Raw genomic sequence first — 21,915 nt, forward strand, 5'->3', positions numbered from 1 at the left:
ATTATATATAATAAAAAAATGGGAAGTTTTTTGTGCTTCTCATTTTTTTTAAGGCTTAAAAAATTTCAGTATAATTATTTCTTTTCTATAAGCAAGGCTTAAAAATTTTTCTTTATTCTTCAATCTGTTTGCATCGGTGGTAGAGCACTACTTTCTATCGTTGGGTTGCTTATTTCTTTTAATTTCGCATCTTCTTCGGGGGCATCAGACTTGGTTTTATCTTTATTTTCAGGTGAATCTATCTCCTCTCCTTTCTGGTTTCTCCCATTCAAAATCCAAGTTTCTTCTATATCCCAAAAAGCTTTGACGTCAAGTTCTTCTGCATATAAATAAATCTGCTCTGGCTGAGTGTTCGTAAAAAAATCACCTGTATCCCACCGCCCATTAGCATTCTCATCCACCATCATCTTTAAGCGGTAACTTCCTGGCTTCAGCCGCTTAAACTCTACTTCATTCTCTATTGTATACTTACTTAAAATCACGTTTCCTGTTTTGTTGAGCAATTGTACCCATACTGGCACATCAGGTTTATTCTGCAAAATTACCTTTACATTGCCATAGGCTCTTTCTTTATCCACTCTCATGCCTAAATTTACTGTATCATTTGCCTGCCCAAAAAAATCGATCACGGCGCCAGGCAAAAGCTCTACTTTGTAACTTTTCTCAAATCGAATTGGAAATTTCAAATCAAATTCAAAATCATTTTTTTGCTGAATATTGTAACTTATTTTTGCTGTATCTTCTACCAAATTGATGAAAGTCGACTCTATTTGCTGTATGGGGTAATTGCTTCGGATTTTCAAATAATCTTCTGGCACAAAAACATCACTGCTGCTAGTGAGCGTTAATGCAGGCTGAACGCCATTATTGTAGCGATTGCTTCTTATGGTGTCTGACTTCTCATGATGATTTACCGCAAAAGTCAAGCGTTTATTTTTATCAGCAATTGTATCCTTCACTGGGTCAAACCAAAATTGCAACGTATCTGAGAACGGTTTATGAATGATTTTAGCTGTCTTAAATTCATGATTGATGGGTAAAATTTCTATCTCATCAGGTTGGCCACTCATTATAAAGTTGAATTTACCATAGCCATCTTGCACAACATCATTCACACGGAAGTAGGTCCGTGGGGGGAAAAGCTCTAGCGTAATTTCTTGGTTCGTATTTTTAGGATTGATTTTCCTTGGGTAAAAAGCCATGGTTTCTTCTTCTAAATCTACTCGGGTATTATTAACTTTATCTGTAAAAGCAATGAGTCTGTATTCGCTCTCTTTCAGGTGATTTAACGTGAAGTTCCCTAGCGAATCCACTTTCCCCACGTAGTAAGGTTTTTGTGAAAGGATTAAGCTATCCGTATATTTCTCGTCCCATTCGTATAGGCCGACGATGATATTTTCTGGAATTTGTTTTTGGGCTGGATCAAAAACTTGGCCTTCTATCTTGAGTGAATCAATAAAGTTCCCTGTAGAGAAAACATAATTAAAGTATTTTTTGACGTTTCCTTCATTATTGTCTACTAAAGATTTCCCGAAATGGATGTTGTAGGTCGTATTCGGTTTCAGTGAATCATTGAAAGTTATTTTCACTTTTTTATCGGCTGTCCCTTGCGGATAAAAAGTTGGTGTTGGCTCGATAGGTGGCGAAATGATAATATTTTTAATGAAATCCTTCAACAATACAAATTCATTAAATTTCAATACTATTTCCTTTAAATCCACAGGGACGTTTGTGCTCAGCGTATCTGGTGATGAAGAAATGAGCACAGGTGGTTCTATATCTTTTTCGCCTCCGCTGATGCTTCCCTTTTGGGCGCAGCTCACTACTAAAAATAAAAATATAAGGCTTAAAAAATTACGCAAGAACCTCCTCATAAGTTAAAATTTCATCTACTCTTATTCCTCTTTCCGTTTCTTTGAGCGTACAAAGCTCGTGTTGCGTATCATGCTCAAAGGCTAAAATCCAATTATTTTGTACCGCTTTTTTTAGAAATACATTTTTCTCTTCCAAAGTTAACAGCGGGCGAGTATCATACCCCATCACATAAACCAACGGTACATGCCCTGCTGTGGGAATTAAATCTGCGGCAAAGACCAATGTTTTCCCTTTATAATTGAGGATTGGAAGCATCTGCTTATCGGTGTGGCCATCGACTATGATAACATCAAAGCCCAATTCTGTCGATTTGCGATACGCTGACTGATTGGTCGGGATGAAGTTAAGTTGCCCTTCTTCTTGAATAGGCAAAATATTCTCTTTCAGAAAAGAAGCTTTTTCTCTTGCATTAGGTTTTATTGCCCAATTCCAGTGAGCTTTGTTAGACCAAAATTGAGCATTTTTGAAAGCTGATTCAAAGCCTTCACCTCTATTTTTTCGTTGAATGGCTCCGCCACAGTGGTCAAAATGAAGATGGGTAAAAAAAACATCAGTTATATCATTACGATGAAAACCAACATTTTCCAATGATTTATCTAAATTAAAATCACCCCATAAATGATAGTAACCAAAAAACTTTTCTGATTGCTTATTGCCCATTCCCGCATCGATTAAAATTAGCTTTTCGCCATCTTCTATCAGCCAAGAGCGCGTGGCAATGTCTACCATATTATTGGCATCGGCAGGATTCGTTTTTTGCCAAATGCTTTTGGGTACTACACCAAACATGGCGCCTCCATCTAGTTTAAAGTTTCCGCACTCAATCGGGTAAATTTTCATAGTGATTTTTTAAGGCTTAATTTTTTTATTTAAATAAGCTTTTAAAAATACAAATTAAATTTTAAAGTTCATTTTCAAAAAACTCACTATCTCGTTCTATCATTAAGATGGCATTGTGTGGGACGATAAAGTATTTTTCTTCTCGGTAAACAATTTTATGGGTTGCGTTTTGCAAAAATAAAACGGTGTCGTTCTCTTGAGCTTGGAGCGGAATGTATCGTGTCTTTTGACTCTCAGGCTTCCAATCTTCCTCGGGTTCTATAGAGGGAATTGCATAGCCAGGTCCCACGGCAATCACGTAGCCTTTTAATATTTTTTCGTTTTCTTTGACTCCAGGCGGAAGGTATAAACCTGATTTGGTCTTCTCTGGGCTTTCAGCAGGTTTTACCAATACGCGATCTCCTACCATGATGAGGTTTTTGACTTTAGGCTCCATTCTGCAAATTTATGATTTTAGTCAATAGTGATTGTTTTTTTATCAGGAGATTTTTTTTAAGGCTTATAAAATTTAGTTATAAAATTTTAATTACTCAAAATTTTTATCGGCAATAAGTTGTTTTAATTCATATATAATCAGTTAGGTCACTTCAATTCATTATCAATGCTTCTAGTGTTTGGATATTTATGAATGATAAAGTGTTCACCATTTATTAGCAACCAAATATCATGAATTACTCTTCTTCTGACTTTTTACCAGCGAAATAGCTATTAACTAGCTCATCTGAGACTCCTGTATTGCTATAGCCGCCATCGTTGTAGATGTTTTGCAGGGTCATTTTCTTTGTATAGTCGCTAAACATCATCACGCAAAGTGAAGCACAATCTTCTGCCGTTGCGTTCCCCAATGGTGAAACATCGTCTGCAATTTCTAAAAATCCACCAAAACCTTTTACGCCCTTTCCAGCTGTCGTAGGTGTAGGAGACTGAGAAATAGTATTCACACGTACTTTCTTTTCTTTGCCCCAATAGTAGCCAAAGTTTCTGGCAATACTCTCTAGGTAAGCTTTATTATCAGCCATATCGTTATAACCTGGGTAAACACGCTGTGCTGCAATGTAAGATAAAGCTAAAATACTCCCCCATGGGTTCATACAATCTTTGTCCCAAGCCGTTTTCATAACTTTGTGAAAAGAAACGGCAGAGATATCCCAACCTTTCTGAGTCCAATCGTAGTTCATGTCGGTATAGTGTTGCCCTTTTCTGACGTTGATACTCATACCGATAGAGTGGAGAATAAAATCTAGTTTTCCAAATTTTTCTATTGCTACGTTGAATAAATTATCTAAATCCTCTAGACTGGTTGCATCTGCAGGTACTACTTCGCTATTGGTCTGTTCTGCTAACTTTTGAATTTCACCATAACGCATCGCAACTGGTGCATTCGTCAAGATAAATTCTGCGCCTTCTTCGTGACTTTTTACAGCTGTTTTCCAAGCAATTGAATTCTCATCTAATGCTCCGAAAATGATGCCTTTTTTACCAGATAATATCCCACTCATGAATTTTTGTTTTAGTATAATTATTTACAAATGTAATTATTTCTTTTTTTATTTATGTGATTGATGCCTTTTTCCAAGATTTAATTTTTTGATTTAAATCTGGGTGTGTGAACTGATGAGAGATAATTTCCAAAGCCTCTGCTTGAAACAACGAGAGCCCATTTATGTGCAACGGAATCACCGCCCAAAAGTCTAAGTCTAACAAGAAAAAATCATTGCTTTTTTTGATAATAACAGCTTCTCTAAACAACGGCTTGAAGTTAGATTTATAGCGTACTATATCGCCCTCATAAATTCGACGATTCATTTTGTCTAAACTTGAGGTTGCTTCATCAATTTCATCAAACCCTTGTTCTCCTGCACGCCAAAACAGCAAGTATTTCCCCGTAAAAGAAACCCCCGTTGATTTTTCTTGCGCATAAGCTACAATTTGGTTTCCTCTTCTTAATCGAAAGTTCTTGTATTGTTTTTTCAAATCAGACACAAAAAAAATATATACTTTTTTTAAGAGCTTTTTTCAATTATCATCTTGTTTTTTTAAGCCTTTTAAAATTTAATAGATTAAATCATCATAACTTCATCTAGATTACAGTCTTATAATTCTAAAAATCAATCATTAACAGCAATTATTTTTTAAGCCTTTAAAAATCTTTCTTAGCAGATTTAATTTTAATCCAAATCACTGGAATTACAACCCAAATCAATAACGTAGCCAACGATAGGATTAAGCCTTTTGATGTGCCAAAAAAGCTTTTGAACACGGCTCCTGTGTAGCCCAAAAGTGCTGTGATATCTAATTGCAATAAGACTAAAATCCTGCATAAATCTATGGGATTGAGCATGGTTGCAGATAAAGTTATGCTTTCTAGTGGGTAATCTTTGAAGACGACTAATGAGAGTAAAAAGATTCCGTCGTAAATTACAGACATCAATAGCCAAAGTATAATTGCATAGCCAAATCCTTTAATTTTATTTTCGTTATAAAGTGCTATTAAATAAGCAAATGCGGTAAAAATCAAAGTCAGGAAACTCCCAGAGATCAATAGCAAAATGAAGTTCATGATTTCAGACGAGTCTACCAATCCGTAAATTAAAAATGGAATACCTAATCCTAAAACTAAACTGATGGTAAGTGACAAGCTTAATCCGAAATATTGGCCTAGAAATATGTTGGAACGCTTGATGGGCTGTGCTAATAGTAATTCTATAAATTCCCGAGAATCATAATAATACATCACACCAAAAATGGTGGAAATCAACGGAACAAGCATGATGATAACATTCATAATCGTGATGATTCCACTAGATAAATCATTGTTCAAAAACAATAATAAAAAACCCAAAGCTAAATAAAAAACAAAGTAAACATAGCTCCAACGGCTACGCATCAGGTCGTAAAAACTGTATTTCAATACTTTCAGCATATATTTTCTATGTTTAAATTTCGTTGTTTTCTTGAGTTATTAAATGTGCAATGGCGTTTTCTAAGCTATGTTGCTGTGTTTTGGCCAACAAAGCAGGAATTTCACCTTTGAAATAAATCACGCCTTCCAATAAGAATATCACATCATCTGCCATTTCTTCTACAAAACCAATGATGTGCGATGTCATCAAAATTAATTTGTTTTTAGTCTTTTCTCTCAGGATTAATTTCTTCAAATTCACCATTGCAACAGGGTCTAATCCGCTGGTAGGTTCATCTAAAATAATGATCGGTGAATCAAACATAAAAGTTAAAACCAAATTTACTTTTTGTTTTGTCCCGCCCGAAAGATTGTTTAATTTTTTATTCAAATAAGGTTGGAGTTTGAATAAATCAATCAATTCTGTAGCATCGGCTTGTACATTACGAATATTCTGAATCATTTTGAATAATTCTTTCACCTTCAGATTAGACGGGAAATTGGCAATTTGTGGTAAATAGTCAATATTTTTTCTATAATCTGCCGAATTTTTGATGGTTCCGCCATCAATATAAATCGCTCCGTTATCTATGCGTACCATGCCCAAAATAGACTTTATCATGGTTGTCTTTCCTGAGCCGTTGGGTCCTAAAATGGCGTAAACTTTCCCTGGATTTACCTCGAAATCAACGCCTTTCAGGACTTTATGCCTTTTAAATTCCTTATGTATATTTTCTACTTTTATCATTATTTGTAGGGTATCATTTTCGGTTGTGAATCAACTAAATTATCTGGGGTAAAAACAGGCGAAACTTTCTCTGAAAAATTGATAATATCGATGAATAAACTCCTGAGAAGTATGATGGCTTCTGGTGTTTCGTTCACCAAATAAGAGAAAAGTTTTACTGGGCGGTGGGGCACATCTCCGAATCCATCTTTATCCAAATCATACCCCGTGTAATCACTCCAATAATTTTGTTCAAAAGAATTATTGTTTATCCCCCCTCTATAAGAAAGCTCAAAGCTGTTATTAATAAAGTTATTTTTTATAAAATGATTATCATAAGAAGCACCCTTCACCTTCAGCGCCCATCCATTTCTATCAAACTGATTACCTTTATAATTAATTCTATTGGTTCCTTCAATTTGAATTCCAGTAGTGTTTTTGTAGAATTTATTTCCAGTGATTTCGGCATCAGAAATTTCTTTCAAAAGCAAACCATAGGCAGAAGCTCCCCAACTTTGCTTGAAGCTATTATTTATCATTTCAATCTTATTGGAATACATCACGGCAACGCCCGTTGCATTATTTTCAAAAACATTATTGATGTACTTATTACCGTCAGAAAACATAAAATGTAAGCCATAGCGAATATTTTTGTAGCTGTGATTTCCTTTGATGATGCAATCTGCCGAACGTTCAATATAAATTCCGTCACGTGAGCCTGTGATTTCATTGTTTAAAACTTTCACATTTTTCACGTTCCAAAAGTGCACGCCACTCCCTGAATCATAATCATTCAAAGATGCGCCGTAGAGTTGATTGTTTTGAAGCGTTCCATTAGCGACTTGTGATAGATAAAATCCATACAAAAAATTTTTCAACACCAAATTACTGATAAAAAAATCTTGGCAGCTGGAAAGGCGCACAGCGGCATAAATGGTAGAAATATCTGAACCTACATTTTGCACTGTGAAATTGCGTAACTCTACCCCATCTGCCAAGATGTGTATGATTTGCCCTTTCTTCTCACCATCTATCACTACCCCTGATTCTCCTATAATTTTTACAGATTTAGTGATTTCAATATTATATTCTCTATATACTCCTTTTTTTAACTTTATAACATCTCCATTATTTGCTTGGGTTAAAGCTTTTTTAATGCTAGATAATTGACCATCAGGAGAAACTATGATTTCTCTTCCCTTAGCAAAAATGGATAATAAAAGTAAAAGAACAAATATTTTTTTGAACATTATTTTTTAATGATTGTGATGATGATGATGACCATGAGAATCATGACTTCCGCTGTTCTCACCAAGCAATGCATATGCTTCTTCTGATGTAATCGCTTTTCCGCCATTTTGCTCTAAAAATTGATTTCTTTCGGCTTCTGTTTTGAAGGCTGTAATATTTCCTCCCATTGGTGTTTCTACCGCTTCAGAATGTGCAAAAAACGCCTCTTCCACAGAAATCAACTCTCCTGGTTGTTCAATAAAGTTTACCATTTCATGGCTGTATTGGTAATCATTTCCATCTTTAAAATGAACCATACAAGACATATCATCAAAGGAATATACTTTCCCTTTGTCTGTCACTAGTTGTGCTGCGTGAATATTGTCAACAATCGTCATTTGACAAAAATCACAATTTTTAGAACCATAATTAATGGCTTGCGGTCCTTTGTTACAAGAAACGATGAACAAAAAACTGACTAATAAAGCTAAATATTTCATAATTATTTTTTTTTCGGTGCAATTAAATAAGCTACAAAGGTAAGCAACATTCCTATAAATAAAAACACTCCACCTAAAGCTGGATAAGAATGCGCGTCAATATTTAAAATCCTTTTAGATCCGATAAAAGGCGGACTGAAACCCAGTATATTCCCATTGTCATCTAATATTTTAATGGGTGCCATTGGATTAAGTTCATGTCCATAATTTTGTTCCCAAAGATAAAAATCTAACATTCCTGCAGCAGCACATAAAGCCATGACAATAAACCAACCTAAATACCAGTTTTTCTCTTTAAAAATTCCTATTAAAATTCCTGCTATAGACATCACTAAAATCACAATTGGGAAAATTTTGAACTCTGGAATTGTTTCTGGAATTTCTTTCATACCAACATAATGATTTAGAATATCAATATTTTTGATGTCATGTGGTTGATCATCTTCAAATTTATAAATGTAAATCAACATGCCTAGATCTCTTGTAGGGTATTGCGGAGCAGAAAGCGAAATTTTCCAAAGTGGGAAAATAAACAATGTCAAAAGCAAAGCACTTCCTAATATCATTAAAATTTTTGATTTCATATAAATCATGCTTTTAAAGTTAAATAAAAAGGCAAAGAATTTCACCCTTTGCCTTCTTTAGAAAAATATTTATGAAAAAACTAATTATTTACTACCTATGTTGCTCTGCAGTTTTCACAGGCTCACCCAAGCTCCAAGCTAATGGAACGTTTGAACCTTGTGGCGAAACTCGTATGTAACCTTGCATCTCTTGGTGCAAAGCTGAGCAGAAATCTGTACAATAGAATGGCCATACACCAGCTTTTTTAGGCGTCCATACTAAAGTCTCTGTTTGCCCAGGCATTACCAGTATCTCTGCATTATTCGCCCCCATCATAGAGAATCCATGTGGTACATCAAAATCCTGTTCTAGATTAGTTACATGGAAGTAAACTGTATCGCCCAAGCGAATACCCTCAATATTGTCTGGGCTAAAGTTACTCCTAATCATGGTCATATAAATATGAACATCATTTCCTTTTCTCTCTACACGTGCCTGATTAGCTGCTGTAGTAGCATAAGGGTGCTTGTTATCTGAAATGTTATAGATTTTTTTAGACTTCCCTGTTATTTTTTCACTTGGAATACCTGCTGCATAGTGTGGCTCGCCAATTGTAGGGAAATCACTCAATAGCTCCATTTTCTCACCACTAATATCGAATAATTGTGCAGAATGATTCATCTCTGGACCAGTAGGCAAATACCTGTCCTTTGTGATTTTATTCATCGCAATTAGATATTTACCAAAAGGCTTTTGCGAGTTACCCCCAGGAATCATTAAGTGACCTGGCGAGTAAAAAGTTGGTTGTCTATCAACGACCTCCCAAGTTCCTAATTTCCATTTTACAACCTCTGATGAAATGAAGAATGTTGTATAAGCATTTCCTTTACCATCAAACTCTGTATGCAATGGGCCTAAACCTGGTTGTTTCACCACGCCTGCCACTACTTCATCATAATCTAAGATTGGAATACCATAAGATTCTCCCACGAATTTCTTAGCCTCAATCGCTTTCAGCATTTTATCAAACGAGTGAACTGTAAGGTCTGCAGCCAATTTACCGTTACCTACAATATATTCACCAGAAGGGTCTACATCACATCCGTGTGGAGATTTAGGTGTTGGCAATAAGTACATCAACCCTGGAAGATTGCTATCCAATACTTTCACCTCATTTTTCATAGTAGAAACAGCTGTATGGGTCTCTTCATTATAAAGATTGTGAGCATATTCAGCTTTTTTAACAGTGAATTTACCTTCTTTAATGTATTCTTCTGCTTTTTTCCAGTTTACAGCTACGATATAATCTTTATCATTCTGTGAAGCATTAACCTCTAACAAAGTATGAGCTTCCTCTGTATTATACGTAGTAAAGAAGAACCACCCATGTGATTTCCCTCGCCCTGGGTGAGACAAATCAAAGTTGTAACCTGGTGTATGAATTTGGAATGCCAAATCCATATGCCCATGTTCTTGGTCAATAGAAACGAAAGAGATAGCTCCTTTGAAGTTTGATTTATACTCTTCAATAGACACATCTTTATCGTTGATGGGAATAGAGAAACGTGTTGCACCCACCAAATACTCAGTGTTTTCTGTCACAAAAGTAGAAGCGTGGTTACCAGCTGTGAATGGAATTTCTAAAATCTCTTCTGTTTCAAAAGTTTCCAAACTAACTCTTGCTACACGTGGTGTGTTGTTACCATTAATGAAAACCCAACGTCCGTCTAATTCACCATTGGTTTGCGATAAATCTGGGTGGTGGGAGTCATCCCAAGGCACAAATCCAAACGATGTGTTTAACATTGGTTTTGTTTCCTCATTATACCCCCATCCTTTCTCTGCATCTTGAGAAAACACTGGAATCACCTTTAATAACCTACCTGATGGCAATCCATAAACGGACATCTGCCCACTGAATCCACCCGATAAGAAAGCATAAAACTCATCATGCTCGCCAGGAGCTACATAAGTTCTTTCAGCGACACTAGAAGAGAAAGCTCCTCCGCTTTTACTATCCTTTTTATTACAACCTACAAAGGCCGCAAAGAAAAGGACTAAGCTTAAAATTGAAAATTTACTCATTTTAAAAAAACTTTATTTTGCGTAAAGTTACTCAATTGTTCTAAAATATTCCAAAACTTGACGAGCTTCTTCTTCTGTTAAATTTTGGTTTGCCATTGGAGCGCCATTAGCTTCAGCCAATAATTGCTTAGCAATAGGATCTTTTTGAATCATTTCCTCTGGATTCAAAATCATGTTCATCACCCATTCTGGCGATCTTCTTTCCAAAATGCCCTTAGGCGCGGGCCCTATAAATTTAACATCTGGCTTGTGGCAAGCAGTACATTTAGTTTCAAAAGTTGCTTTACCTTTTGCGGCCATATCTTGGTCGATTTCAGCAGGAATTTCAACACTTGAAACTGGACCTATTCCTTTATTTTGCATTGGATCATCAGAAACCGCCGCAGTTTCTTCTGCTGGAGCTTCAACTTCAACTCTCGGAGCATTAGTTCCTACTTCTTGCTCAGGACTTGCCTCTTTTTTACCACAAGACAAAACCATCAAGCTCATCGCTACTAATAAATACGTTTTTTTCATCCTTTAATATTATTTAGTTTTTATAAACCTTTTTCGACCCCAAAATTATAACTAACTTTAACAATACACTTATGATTACGCTCATAAAAATATGTTAAATACAATAACAATTACCTTAGTTTTGACCAAAAGGAAAATAAACTTTCCTGTTTTTTATCTCTAATTTCTTCTCCTTCTCCAATTTTTTTATCGTTCTAATTACCGTTTCCACCCGCAACGCCGTTAAATTTGCTATTTCCTGCCGTGTCAAGTTAATTTTTTTAGACTCCTTACTCCCTTTTGTAATTTGTCTGAGTAAAGCCAAAATCCGTTGTGCTGGCTCCTGCATAGCAATAGACTCTAATCTTTTTGCCTTAAATAGTAGTCTTTCAGATAATTTCTCAATAATTAATTTCGCTACTTGATTATTTTCGGCTATCAACTTCTCAAAATTTTCCACAGAAATCTTTAAAACCTTTGAATTCTTGCTCAAAATCGCCGAAGCAGGATAAACTTGCGCATAGAAAATCGCTGCACAGCCAAAGATTTTATTATCTGTATGCAAAATACGGCTGTGGGTAAAAACGTCTCCACTTTCACTAATGGTATGAATGTTTACCTCTCCTTCCACCAGCTGAAAGTAATATTTCACTACTGCAGCCTGACGAAATAAATATGTGTCTTTTTTAGAACAAATTTCTATCGCTCCGTAAGCTTTCAGCAAAGCCTCATCGATTAGTCCTTTTTTTCCCTCTATAAACTCCATCAGAAAAACTAAGATAAGTAAAATTTTGAAATAAAATTACATTTTTTAAGCCTTTAAAAATTTTCTGTCATGATTTTCATTCGTTTCAAAAATGAAATCTTTCATATCTTTACAAAAATTTTTTGAGCCTTTATAAATTTTCTATGAATAGACGCATTTTTATTCAGAAACGCCCCGATTTCGATGATTTAAGCAAAAGCACCACACAAGACTTACGCATGATATGCCATGAGGTGGAAGTCAAAGCCTTTATTGTTTACGATATTTTTAACCTGACGGATGATGAATTCTCAAAAGTCAAGAACACCGTGTTTGCTGACCCCGTGATGGATATTTTGCACGAGCAGCAACCTGATTTATCATCATACCAGTGGACATTGGCTGTGGAGCCACTGCCAGGGCAATTTGACCAACGTGCTGATAGTGCTGAGCAGGCCGTGCAACTCATCACGAGAAACAATACGGTGAAGGTGAAGTCTGCTATTTTATACGCCTTTAAAAATTTCACTGCTGAAAACGCATCTGAATACAAGCGCTTCCTTATCAATACAGTAGAAACTCGCCAAAAAGATATGACTCTGCTAGATTCCCCCGCACATCAAGTGCCAAGCAAAGTCTCTTCAGAAGAAGGCTTCATCGAATTTGATGAAATTCAACTTGAAAATTATTTCAAAGATAATAGTTTCTCCTTTGGCTTAGATGATTTAGCCTTCATTCAAGATTACTTTAAAAAAGAAAAAAGAAATCCTACTGAAACTGAACTAAAAGTCCTAGACACCTATTGGTCAGACCATTGTCGCCACACTACTTTCCTTACTGAGCTCAAAAACATTGAATTCAAAGGTCATTTTCAAGCGACCCTACAGAAAATATTCGAACATTATTTAGCCTTAAGAAAAGAGCTGCAGCGAGAACACAAGCCTATTTCTCTGATGGATTTGGGCACAATAGCCGCTAAATATCTTCATTCAAAAGGTAAATTGAAAGATTTAGTCATTTCTGATGAAATCAATGCCTGCACCATTGAAGTTGAAATTGATGTTAATGGCGAAATGGAACCTTGGTACTTTTTGTTTAAAAACGAAACACACAATCACCCTACTGAGATTGAACCTTTTGGCGGGGCATCTACTTGTGTGGGCGGGGCCATCCGCGACCCGCTGAGCGGGCGTTCTTTCGTTTACCAAGCCATGCGACTCACGGGGGCTGCAAATCCGCTAGAACCTGTAGAAAAAACACTCCCTGGGAAGTTGCCTCAACGAAAAATCACGCAAGAAGCGGCCAACGGCTATTCTTCTTACGGAAACCAAATTGGTTTAGCTACTTCACATATCGCTGAAATTTACCACCCTGGCTACAAAGCCAAGCGTATGGAAGTTGGTTTTGTGGCAGGAGCGGCTCCAGTGGACGCCGTCAAAAGAATTCAGCCAAAATCAGGGGATTCAATCATCGTTTTAGGTGGAAAAACGGGTAGAGATGGAGTCGGGGGAGCCACAGGCTCTTCAAAAACACAAAAAATTGATGCCATCGAGACAATGAGCTCAGAAGTTCAGAAAGGCGACCCTGTGCAAGAAAGAAAAATTCAACGCTTGTTTCGTAAACCAGAAGTCACGCAACTTATCAAAAAATCCAATGATTTTGGGGCAGGTGGCGTCTCTGTGGCCATTGGCGAAATTGCCGATGGTATTCATGTAAATTTAGATAAACTTCCTGTGAAATACCAAGGTCTCAACGGAACGGAACTTGCCATTTCTGAATCTCAAGAGCGTATAGCAGTCGTCGTAGATGCTGATGATGCAGAGGAATTTATCCAAGCTTGCCAAGAAGAGAATATTTTGGCCGTTATCGTGGGAGAGGTGACAGATAAAAATCGCTTGGTCATCGAGTGGAAAAATCAAAAAATAGTTGACCTTGACCGAACTTTTCTTGATACGGCAGGATGCAGAAAATCCAATGATGCAAGCGTAGAAATCGAAGCTCCCGCTGTGACTGAAAAAGAAAACTTCAATAAAGAACAATTTTTCAAAGCCTTAAAAAATTTAAATATTGCTGGGCAAAAAGGCTTAATTGAAAAATTTGATAGCACTGTGGGGCAAACTACTGCACTAATGCCGCTGGGCGGCAAAAACCAACTGACGCCAGCCTTAGCAAGCGTTCATACCTTTCCAGTTTTGAACAAAAACACCAATACCGTTTCGATGGCGAGCTGGGGTTACGACCCATATTTATCTGAACAAAATACGCTCTGGGGCGGCGCCTATGCCGTGGTAGAAAGTGTCAGTAAAATTGTCGCTTCTGGAGGAAATTTTGAGAACATTCGGTTGAGTTTTCAAGAATACTTTGAGCGTTTAGGTAATGATGCCCAAAAATGGGGAAAGCCTTTAGCTTCGCTTTTGGGTGCTCTTGATGCACAATTGAATTTTGAAATTGCTGCAATTGGGGGGAAGGACAGCATGTCAGGGACATTCCAAGATATTCATGTACCACCAACTTTGATTTCTTTTGCCACTTGCGTAGGCAAACTTGAAAATATTATTTCCCCTGAATTTAAGGAGAAAAATCATCACATTTATTATTTCAAACACGATATTTTGCCCGATGGAATGCCGAATTACAATCAATTGAAAGAAGCTTATACTCAAATTCATCAAGGCATCCAAGATGGGCAGATTATATCAGCACAAATCGTGAAAGAAGGTGGCATTGCGGTGGCGCTAGCCAAGATGTGCTTTGGAAACGAAATCGGTGCTGAAGTGAGCATCCAAGACGATTTACTGACACCAAATTTAGGCGGGTTAATTTTAGAATCTACTGAATTTTTAAAAGGCTTTACAAAAATTGGGGAAACGCAAGAGAAGGCTCAGTTGACGATAAATCAAGAAACTTTTGAAATTAATGAGATGATATCGGCTTGGCTTTCGACAATGGAGGACTTGTTCCCTACACACTACCAGCATTCGCCTTCTGCGCCAAAAAATATTTTACCTTTTGTAGAAAAAAATATTCAAATCAAAAATGGAGCTTTGCCCAAGGTCTCGCTGCCAATTTTTTCTGGGACAAATTGTGAGTATGATACCGAGAAAGTCTTTTTGGAAGCTGGAGCGAAAACCAACGCTTTTGTCTTTAATAATTTAAATGAAAATTTATTGAATCAATCTCTTGAATTCATGAAAAAAAGCATTGATGAGAGTCAAATTTTGGTTTTCTCGGGTGGTTTTTCTTCTGGAGATGAACCCGATGGCTCGGCAAAATTCATTGTTTCTGTGCTCAAAAATGAAATGATAAAAGAGAGTATTCATCAACTTTTGGCGCGCGACGGATTGATTCTAGGTATTTGCAATGGCTTCCAAGCCTTGATAAAATCTGGATTGGCTTCGTACGGAGAAATTCGTGATTTAGATGAAAATTCTCCGACCTTGGCACACAACAAAATTGGACGACACATTTCTCAGATGGTTGACGTGAAGGTGGTAAGCGATCGCTCTCCTTGGCTCAGTGGAATGAAAGATAAAATTTACCGCATTCCTGTTTCGCACGGCGAAGGTCGATTTAGCGTAAAATCAGAAATTTTTAAAGGCTTAGAAAATTTAGACCAAATCGCCACACAATATGTTGATTTTGACGGAAATATTTCTTTCGATATGCCACACAACCCCAATGGCTCTTACCAAGGTGTGGAAGGCATCACAGACCCGAGCGGGAAAATCTACGGCCGAATGGGGCATGCTGAACGCTACCGCAATGGCTTGCTGAGAAACATTCCCGATGCTGGATTTATGGATATATTTAGTAATGGGGTTAGGTATTTTGAGTAATTAGTTTTAGAGAATAGCTCTTTTGGGAATTCTTTTTTATAAAGAAAACGGCTTTTAATGATTTTTTGGTACACCGATTCTCAAAATTTCAAGGCTTATAATTAATTTTGCCTACATTAGCGGAGCTAAAATAAATATTTATTTTTTTTAAGGCTTAAAAAATTCTATGAAAATTATTTTTAAACTACTCATTGTTAACTTTTTACTATTACATTTCACGCAATGTAACTCACAAAATAAATCTGGAAACATGAGGGATGCGTCTAGCTCAGCTACTGCTGCAAAAACTCAGCTACTGGCGCCACAGGATTTTGAGCAAAAGATTTCTGAGCAAGAGGGCTTAATCATTGATGTGCGTACGCCACAAGAGTTTGCAGCTGGGCATATAGAAAATGCGAGTTCTGTTAACTTCTTGGCTAATGATTTTTTGGATAAAATGGATTTAATTCAAAAAAATCAACCTCTTTTTGTGTATTGTAAATCGGGGAATCGAAGCTCCAAAGCGGCTGAGACGCTCCGTATGAATGGCTTTGAAGATGTTTATGAGCTAGATGGCGGCATCATGGCCTGGCAAAATGAAAATCTGCCTGTGGTGGTGAGTAAGGATTATACAGCGAAGGAAGGGAATGCCGTTTCGGTAGAAGATTTTTTAAGCCTTCAAAAAAATCATAAAAAATTATTGGTAGAGTTTAGCACAACATGGTGTGCACCTTGCCGCTTGATGAAACCAATTGTAGAGGAAGTAAAAGAAAAGTATAAACAAGATGTTTTTGTGCAAACTATAGATTTAGATGAGAGCCAAACGCTGGGGCAGAAGCTGAACCTGAGAGGTGTTCCTGTTTTTATTTTGTACAAAAATGGTGAAGAAGTTTGGCGACATTTGGGGTTGATAAAAAAAGAAGATTTAGAAGAACAATTAAACCAACTCTAATTTGCTATGATTACTTATTTTCTGGTAGAAAACGATAAGCTGGTTCAGAAAAAAGAGGCGAATCCTAAAGACCATAACTTGATATGGGTAGACTTGATTGACCCAACAGAACAGGAAAAAGCTTTTGTAGAAAAAGCCTTCAAAATTGAGCTTTTTACAGACCAAGAGAGTGAGGAAATTGAAATCAGTTCGCGCTACATCGAGGAAGAAAATGAGATTGGTATCAATATGAATTTCACGTACCGAAAAGATGATGATGAATACCTAGAAGCCGTTTCTTTTATCTTAAAAAATGGCATTTTATTTACCGAGCGAGATAATGAGTATTTGACTTTTCGGGCAACTTATCGCCGTATGAGAATCAATCGCCCTTTTAGCGGAGAACATGCGTTTCTGATGATTTTAGACACACGAATTGATGCTTTGGCAGATAATATTGAGCGTGTGACTGATAAAATTTCTAAGCTTACACGTTCTTTGGTGAAAGATGAAATACTAGATAGTGAAACGCTCAAAGAACTTACCAGTATGCAAGATAAGAGCATGATCATCCGAGAGAGCTCAATGGAACTTCAGCGAGTGCTCTCTTCCATCAGCAAGAGCCGCATTTTCCCTAATGAGCATCAAGATACTATTCGCATCATGATGAAGGATTTAAGTTCACTGCTGGAGCACACAGCATTTAATTTTCACCGGCTGGAGTTTTTACAAGATTCTTTTCAAAGTTTAGTCGATATGGAACAGAATAAAATCATGAAGGTTTTTACGATTATGACCGTGATTTTTGCTCCCCCAACTTTGATTGCTGGAATTTATGGAATGAACTTCCAAGACATGCCAGAGCTTAATTATGAATTTGGCTACCCTCTTGCTTTATTATCTATTGTATTAATAATGATTGCTCCTCTTTTTTATTTTAAAATGAAAAAGTGGCTGTAATTTTTTTAAGCCTTAGAAAAATTTAAATCAAGTCCAAAAGTTTTTATGAAAAAAAATTCCATTTTCAGCATTTGAAAATGGATTTTTTTTAAGGCTTAGATTTTTTTAACCTAAAAATCCCATCAGTCCCTGTAGCAAGTGAATTTGATTTCTCGTGCGGTCTAAATTTTGATTTGGCCGGTGCGTTTTATAGTACACATCACCATTGAGATAATCCGTTAAAAACCGCATGGCTTGCACATAAATCACGGTTTTGGCTGCTAAGTCTAAATTCTCTAACTCTACTGCTTCTAGTTTGTCTGAAAGATTAGCAAGAAATCCTTTTTTCAGCGCTTCGTAATATTCAGATGAGAAAACATTACCTAACGTTGGGTCGTCTTCTTCTTTTTGGTTGGTAAATGAGCGCACCATATCGCCAAAATCATACAAAATTGTTCCTGGCATCAGCGTATCCCAGTCTATCAGAGCCAAAGCTTGCATTTCATCCTCTTCTTTGAAGAGGTAATTGCTGATTTTGGGGTCGGCATGAATCATTCTTGCTGGTAGCGCATTTTCTTCTACCAAGGCAATCCATTCGTCAAGAAAAGATTGATTATCTTGCAAAAACTTGATTTCTTCTTTCGCGGTTTCTTTTCGCTCGGGTGAAGCATTTTCTAGAGCTTCTTGAAAAGTTGTCAATCGGTTTTTGAAGTTAATGAACCCTACAATAGGTTCTTGGAAATCATTCACATCCAAATCATATGTATGCGCATGGAAATCGCTCAAGCACTCAGCTGCTGCTTCGGCTTGCTCAGCATTGAGGGCAGTCATAAAATTTTGACTTTCTTCAAAAAAAGGAATCATTCGCCAGCACTCATCATTGTGATAAGTCAGGTATTGACCTTCTTTATTTTTCAGAGGCTTGATAATGGGTTTGTCATAATTTTTTTTCTCTAGATGCTTTGCCACAGCGAGCATATTTTCGATGATGACTTCAGGCTCTGTAAAAATTGCAGTATTGATTTTTTGCAAGACATAATGACCTTTTTCATCGGTGATGAAAAAGGTATTATTAATATGTCCTGAAAAATTTTCTTCTACCTGATAATTTGAATCTCCTAAAAAAGAGCTTACAATTTCGTTCATTTTCGTTTCATTTTATTTCCAAAGCGGTGCAGGGTATTCTCCTTTTTCAGCTCTTTCTTTCAATTCATTTACAACGATTTCTCGGTCTTCTGGGTAAGTCATTCCAAACCAATCGGCATTGCTCTGTTCTACCCATACGGTCACATCGTCTTTTTGAATCAAACGATCGATGTGTTTAGGTAAATAAAATTCTTGTTTTTCTTTGTTTTCAATTCGCTTGAAGAACGCATCGAAATCTTCTTGTAATTTTTGAATAATCGATGGATGAAGCACCCAAAAATTCATCGAAACTTTAGATTCTGGCGCTAATTCAAAGTCTTCTCCCGTTTCTTCTGAAGTAAAATAAATCTTACCGTCTTCTTTTTTCTCAATTTTAGTAAGCTCATCTATTTTCACCAATTTCCCATCTTCTACTTTACACACACCACGAGAAACGCTTCCATTATCGCTCAGCGTATTATTGAGCACAAAGCTGATGAGTGCGTAATGAGACTCGTCTATTTTGTTATCTTTCACCAATTGATGAGCAATTTCAAAGGTATGCTTCCCGTAGTAGTCATCGGCATTCATCACAACAAACGGCTGATGCAAAACCTCTGAAGCGGCTAAAACGGCGTGCCCCGTACCCCAAGGTTTTAGTCTTTTGGGGACTAAATCTTGGAACTCTTCAGGCACAAAATCTTGCATTCGCTGTTCGCAAAAATCCACTTTGATTCCACGCTCTCTTAGTGGTTTTTGCAATAATTCTTTAGTCTCTTCTGTGATTTGGTCATTGATAATGAACACCACGTGGTTTGCCCCGCTTTCCAAAGCATCATAAAAGGCAAATTCCATCAAAGCTTCTCCATTAGGCCCTACGGTATCTACTTGTTTTTGACCGTTGTAGCGACTCCCTAACCCCCCAGCTAATACGACTACTGAATAGTTTTTATTCTCCATTTCTTTAGTTTAACTTTAATATTTCAATTAATTTCCTAAATATACAAAACTTCTTTCTCCCTTGCTAAAATATCTTTATGATTTTTTAAAGGCTTAGAAAATTATGTTTTTTTAGCGTTTATTACAATAAAAAACTTTAACTTTAGTACTTCTTTAGCACAAAATAATAAACTAACTAAAAAAGTATGGAAACAATACTTGAAACGAATGAATCTTTAAAGAAAAATCAACCTTATTTTAAAAAACCTGGAGATGATTTTGAGTACTCTCAGTTAGCAAGAGAGGAAAGAATTCCGGTTGAGATTTTCCAAACACCAGAAAAAGGCTCCATTGAAGCGGCCAAAGAAGTGGCTGAGCTAATTCGCGAAAAGCAAAAAAATAATGAGACGTGTGTGCTTGGCTTAGCAACTGGCAGCAGCCCAATACGCATGTACCGTGAGCTCATCCGTATGCACCGCGAGGAGGGCTTGAGTTTTCAGAACGTGGTTACGTTTAATCTTGATGAATATTATCCTATACCAAAAAACTCCGTGCATAGCTATAACTACTTTATGAAAGAAATGTTGTTTGACCACGTGGACATCAAACCCGAAAACATTCATATTCCTGACGGCGAAGTAGATAAGAGTAAATTGAAAGAATATTGCCAAAATTATGAAAAAACCATTGATGAAGCGGGCGGTTTAGATTTACAGATTTTAGGCATCGGACGTACTGGCCATATTGGTTTCAACGAGCCAGGTTCTCACATGAATTCTTACACTCGCGTGGTAACGTTAGATGATTTAACTATGCATGATGCTGCGGAAGATTTTGGTGGAATTCACAATGTACCCAAAGGTGCAATTACCATGGGAGTGGGCAGTATTTTTAAGGCTAAAAAAATTATTCTTCTTGCTTGGGGAGACAAAAAAGCAAGTATTGTACAAAAAGCGGTAGAAGGAAAAGTCTTGGATGAAATCCCCGCAAGCTTCCTGCAACGCCACGAGAATGTGAAGTTCATTTTAGATTTAGGAGCTGCTAGCGAATTAACTCGCATCAAATCCCCTTGGAAGGTGGGCAGCGTTGACTGGACGCCTTCATTAATTAAAAAAGCAGTCATTAATCTTTGCTCTACGGTGAATAAACCAATTCTGAAATTGACAGATAAAGATTACAACGATAATGGACTTGGTGAATTAGTGGTTCTCTACAAATCAGCTTATGATGTAAACATCAAAGTCTTCAACGAATTACAAAACACCATTACTGGCTGGCCTGGCGGAAAACCAAACGCTGACGATTCTAAACGCCCTGAACGAAAAGATCCTGCACAAAAAAGAGTAATCGTATTCAGTCCTCATCCCGATGATGATGTGATTTCTATGGGAGGAACGCTGAAACGACTTATCGACCAAAATCATGATGTACACGTGGCATATCAAGTTTCTGGAAACATCGCCGTAGCTAATCACGAAGTAATGCGCTACCTTTCTTTCTTCAAAAAATATTTTGAAGAATTATACCCCAAAGATTCTTTGGTGAGTGAGGAGTATAAAAAAATAAAAAACTATATTACCACTGGCGGAGATATTCACACTGAAAATATAAACCCTGAGATTTTGAAAGCTAAAGGCTTAATCAGGCAAGGAGAGGCGACTTCGGCATGTGATTATTTAGGTTTAGGTGCCGAAAAATTACATTTCTTAAACCTTCCATTCTACGAAACTGGAAAAATCAAGAAAAATAACCTTTCTCAGCAAGATGTAGACATCATCAAAGAATTATTGAGAGAAATCAAACCTCATCAAATTTATGCTGCTGGAGATTTGATGGACCCTCACGGGACTCACCGCGTTTGCCTAGAAGCTATTTTCATAGCTCTAGATCAAATCAAAAAAGACAGCGATGATTGGCTAAATGATTGCTGGGTGTGGATGTATCGTGGTGCTTGGCAAGAATGGCCAGTGAATGAAATAGAAATGGCTGTGCCGATGAGCCCCATGGAGGTGCAAACTAAACGAAATGCAATTTTACGGCATCAGTCTCAGATGGAATCAGCACCATTCAAAGGAGGAGATTCCCGACTCTTTTGGCAACGTGCCGAAGATAGAAATCATGAAACAGCAGAAATCTATAATCAATTAGGTTTAGCAGAGTATGAAGCGATTGAAGCTTTTGTACGCTACATTCCATAAAAAAG

At 36.9% G+C, this 21,915-nt stretch carries 19 protein-coding genes; 4 read left to right on the forward strand and 15 right to left on the reverse strand.

The window, feature by feature from the left end; translation table 11 throughout:
* Positions 1 to 119: 119 nt before the first annotated feature.
* The 13 genes from QOX03_RS09310 to QOX03_RS09370 all read right to left on the reverse strand — a co-directional run bounded on the left by QOX03_RS09310 (position 120) and on the right by QOX03_RS09370 (position 11,984).
* Positions 120 to 1,874: an Ig-like domain-containing domain gene (locus tag QOX03_RS09310; protein ID WP_283670941.1), complete on the reverse strand. Its 1,755-nt coding sequence runs from the start codon at positions 1,872 to 1,874 to the stop codon at positions 120 to 122.
* Positions 1,855 to 2,715 (reverse strand): MBL fold metallo-hydrolase, encoded by an 861-nt coding sequence (locus tag QOX03_RS09315; RefSeq protein ID WP_283670942.1) that lies wholly within the window; start codon positions 2,713 to 2,715, stop codon positions 1,855 to 1,857. Before QOX03_RS09315 ends, QOX03_RS09310 begins: the two co-directional genes overlap by 20 nt.
* Positions 2,716 to 2,776: 61 nt before the next feature.
* Positions 2,777 to 3,151: a co-chaperone GroES gene (locus tag QOX03_RS09320; RefSeq protein ID WP_119058903.1), complete on the reverse strand. Its 375-nt coding sequence runs from the start codon at positions 3,149 to 3,151 to the stop codon at positions 2,777 to 2,779.
* A 235-nt stretch (positions 3,152 to 3,386) separates the two neighbouring features.
* Positions 3,387 to 4,214 carry an enoyl-ACP reductase FabI gene (locus QOX03_RS09325; RefSeq protein WP_283670943.1) on the reverse strand — a complete coding sequence of 276 codons (828 nt, stop codon included), beginning with the start codon at positions 4,212 to 4,214 and terminating at the stop codon, positions 3,387 to 3,389.
* A 52-nt stretch (positions 4,215 to 4,266) separates the two neighbouring features.
* A complete protein-coding gene (locus QOX03_RS09330; RefSeq protein ID WP_283670944.1) occupies positions 4,267 to 4,698 on the reverse strand; it encodes a hypothetical protein in 432 nt (143 codons plus the stop codon).
* Between the two features lie 157 nt (positions 4,699 to 4,855).
* Entirely contained in the window at positions 4,856 to 5,638 is a 783-nt protein-coding gene (locus tag QOX03_RS09335) for an ABC transporter permease (protein WP_283670945.1), read from the reverse strand.
* Between the two features lie 13 nt (positions 5,639 to 5,651).
* The gene (locus QOX03_RS09340; RefSeq protein WP_283670946.1) at positions 5,652 to 6,365 is read right to left on the reverse strand and encodes an ABC transporter ATP-binding protein; all 714 of its coding nucleotides are present in this window, start codon (positions 6,363 to 6,365) and stop codon (positions 5,652 to 5,654) included.
* Positions 6,365 to 7,594, reverse strand: a complete 1,230-nt coding sequence (locus tag QOX03_RS09345) for a nitrous oxide reductase family maturation protein NosD (protein ID WP_283670947.1) — start codon at positions 7,592 to 7,594, stop codon at positions 6,365 to 6,367. Before QOX03_RS09345 ends, QOX03_RS09340 begins: the two co-directional genes overlap by 1 nt.
* A gap of 6 nt (positions 7,595 to 7,600) precedes the next feature.
* Positions 7,601 to 8,074, reverse strand: a complete 474-nt coding sequence (locus QOX03_RS09350) for a nitrous oxide reductase accessory protein NosL (RefSeq protein WP_283670948.1) — start codon at positions 8,072 to 8,074, stop codon at positions 7,601 to 7,603.
* A gap of 2 nt (positions 8,075 to 8,076) precedes the next feature.
* A complete protein-coding gene (locus tag QOX03_RS09355; RefSeq protein WP_283670949.1) occupies positions 8,077 to 8,658 on the reverse strand; it encodes a hypothetical protein in 582 nt (193 codons plus the stop codon).
* 91 nt (positions 8,659 to 8,749) lie between these two features.
* The gene (gene nosZ, locus QOX03_RS09360) at positions 8,750 to 10,723 is read right to left on the reverse strand and encodes a Sec-dependent nitrous-oxide reductase (RefSeq protein WP_283670950.1); all 1,974 of its coding nucleotides are present in this window, start codon (positions 10,721 to 10,723) and stop codon (positions 8,750 to 8,752) included.
* Positions 10,724 to 10,750: 27 nt separating this feature from the next.
* Positions 10,751 to 11,239, reverse strand: coding sequence for a c-type cytochrome (locus QOX03_RS09365; protein WP_283670951.1), 489 nt, complete (start codon positions 11,237 to 11,239; stop codon positions 10,751 to 10,753).
* Between the two features lie 115 nt (positions 11,240 to 11,354).
* Positions 11,355 to 11,984, reverse strand: coding sequence for a Crp/Fnr family transcriptional regulator (locus tag QOX03_RS09370; protein WP_283670952.1), 630 nt, complete (start codon positions 11,982 to 11,984; stop codon positions 11,355 to 11,357).
* A gap of 143 nt (positions 11,985 to 12,127) precedes the next feature.
* Between QOX03_RS09370 and QOX03_RS09375 the strand changes: the two genes are divergently transcribed.
* The 3 genes from QOX03_RS09375 (at position 12,128) to corA (ending at position 17,669) form a co-directional block, all read left to right on the forward strand.
* Positions 12,128 to 15,799: a phosphoribosylformylglycinamidine synthase gene (locus QOX03_RS09375; RefSeq protein WP_283670953.1), complete on the forward strand. Its 3,672-nt coding sequence runs from the start codon at positions 12,128 to 12,130 to the stop codon at positions 15,797 to 15,799.
* A 166-nt stretch (positions 15,800 to 15,965) separates the two neighbouring features.
* Positions 15,966 to 16,730, forward strand: a complete 765-nt coding sequence (locus QOX03_RS09380; RefSeq protein ID WP_283670954.1) for a rhodanese-like domain-containing protein — start codon at positions 15,966 to 15,968, stop codon at positions 16,728 to 16,730.
* A 6-nt stretch (positions 16,731 to 16,736) separates the two neighbouring features.
* Positions 16,737 to 17,669, forward strand: coding sequence for a magnesium/cobalt transporter CorA (gene corA / locus QOX03_RS09385; RefSeq protein ID WP_119057326.1), 933 nt, complete (start codon positions 16,737 to 16,739; stop codon positions 17,667 to 17,669).
* Positions 17,670 to 17,774: 105 nt separating this feature from the next.
* Here the strand turns inward: corA and QOX03_RS09390 are convergent, their stop codons facing one another.
* Both QOX03_RS09390 and QOX03_RS09395 read right to left on the reverse strand, forming a co-directional pair.
* On the reverse strand, positions 17,775 to 18,794 hold the full coding sequence (locus QOX03_RS09390) for a phosphotransferase enzyme family protein (RefSeq protein ID WP_283670955.1): 1,020 nt from the start codon (positions 18,792 to 18,794) through the stop codon (positions 17,775 to 17,777).
* A 12-nt stretch (positions 18,795 to 18,806) separates the two neighbouring features.
* Complete coding sequence (locus tag QOX03_RS09395; RefSeq protein WP_283670956.1) at positions 18,807 to 19,733, reverse strand: nucleotidyltransferase family protein; 927 nt, start codon at positions 19,731 to 19,733, stop codon at positions 18,807 to 18,809.
* 185 nt (positions 19,734 to 19,918) lie between these two features.
* On the opposite strand from QOX03_RS09395, the gene nagB reads away from it, so the two are divergent.
* Complete coding sequence (gene nagB / locus QOX03_RS09400; RefSeq protein ID WP_283670957.1) at positions 19,919 to 21,910, forward strand: glucosamine-6-phosphate deaminase; 1,992 nt, start codon at positions 19,919 to 19,921, stop codon at positions 21,908 to 21,910.
* The last annotated feature ends 5 nt before the right edge of the window (positions 21,911 to 21,915 follow it).

Source organism: Candidatus Ornithobacterium hominis (genome assembly GCF_951229915.1).
Taxonomy (GTDB): Bacteria; Bacteroidota; Bacteroidia; order Flavobacteriales; family Weeksellaceae; genus Ornithobacterium; species Ornithobacterium hominis.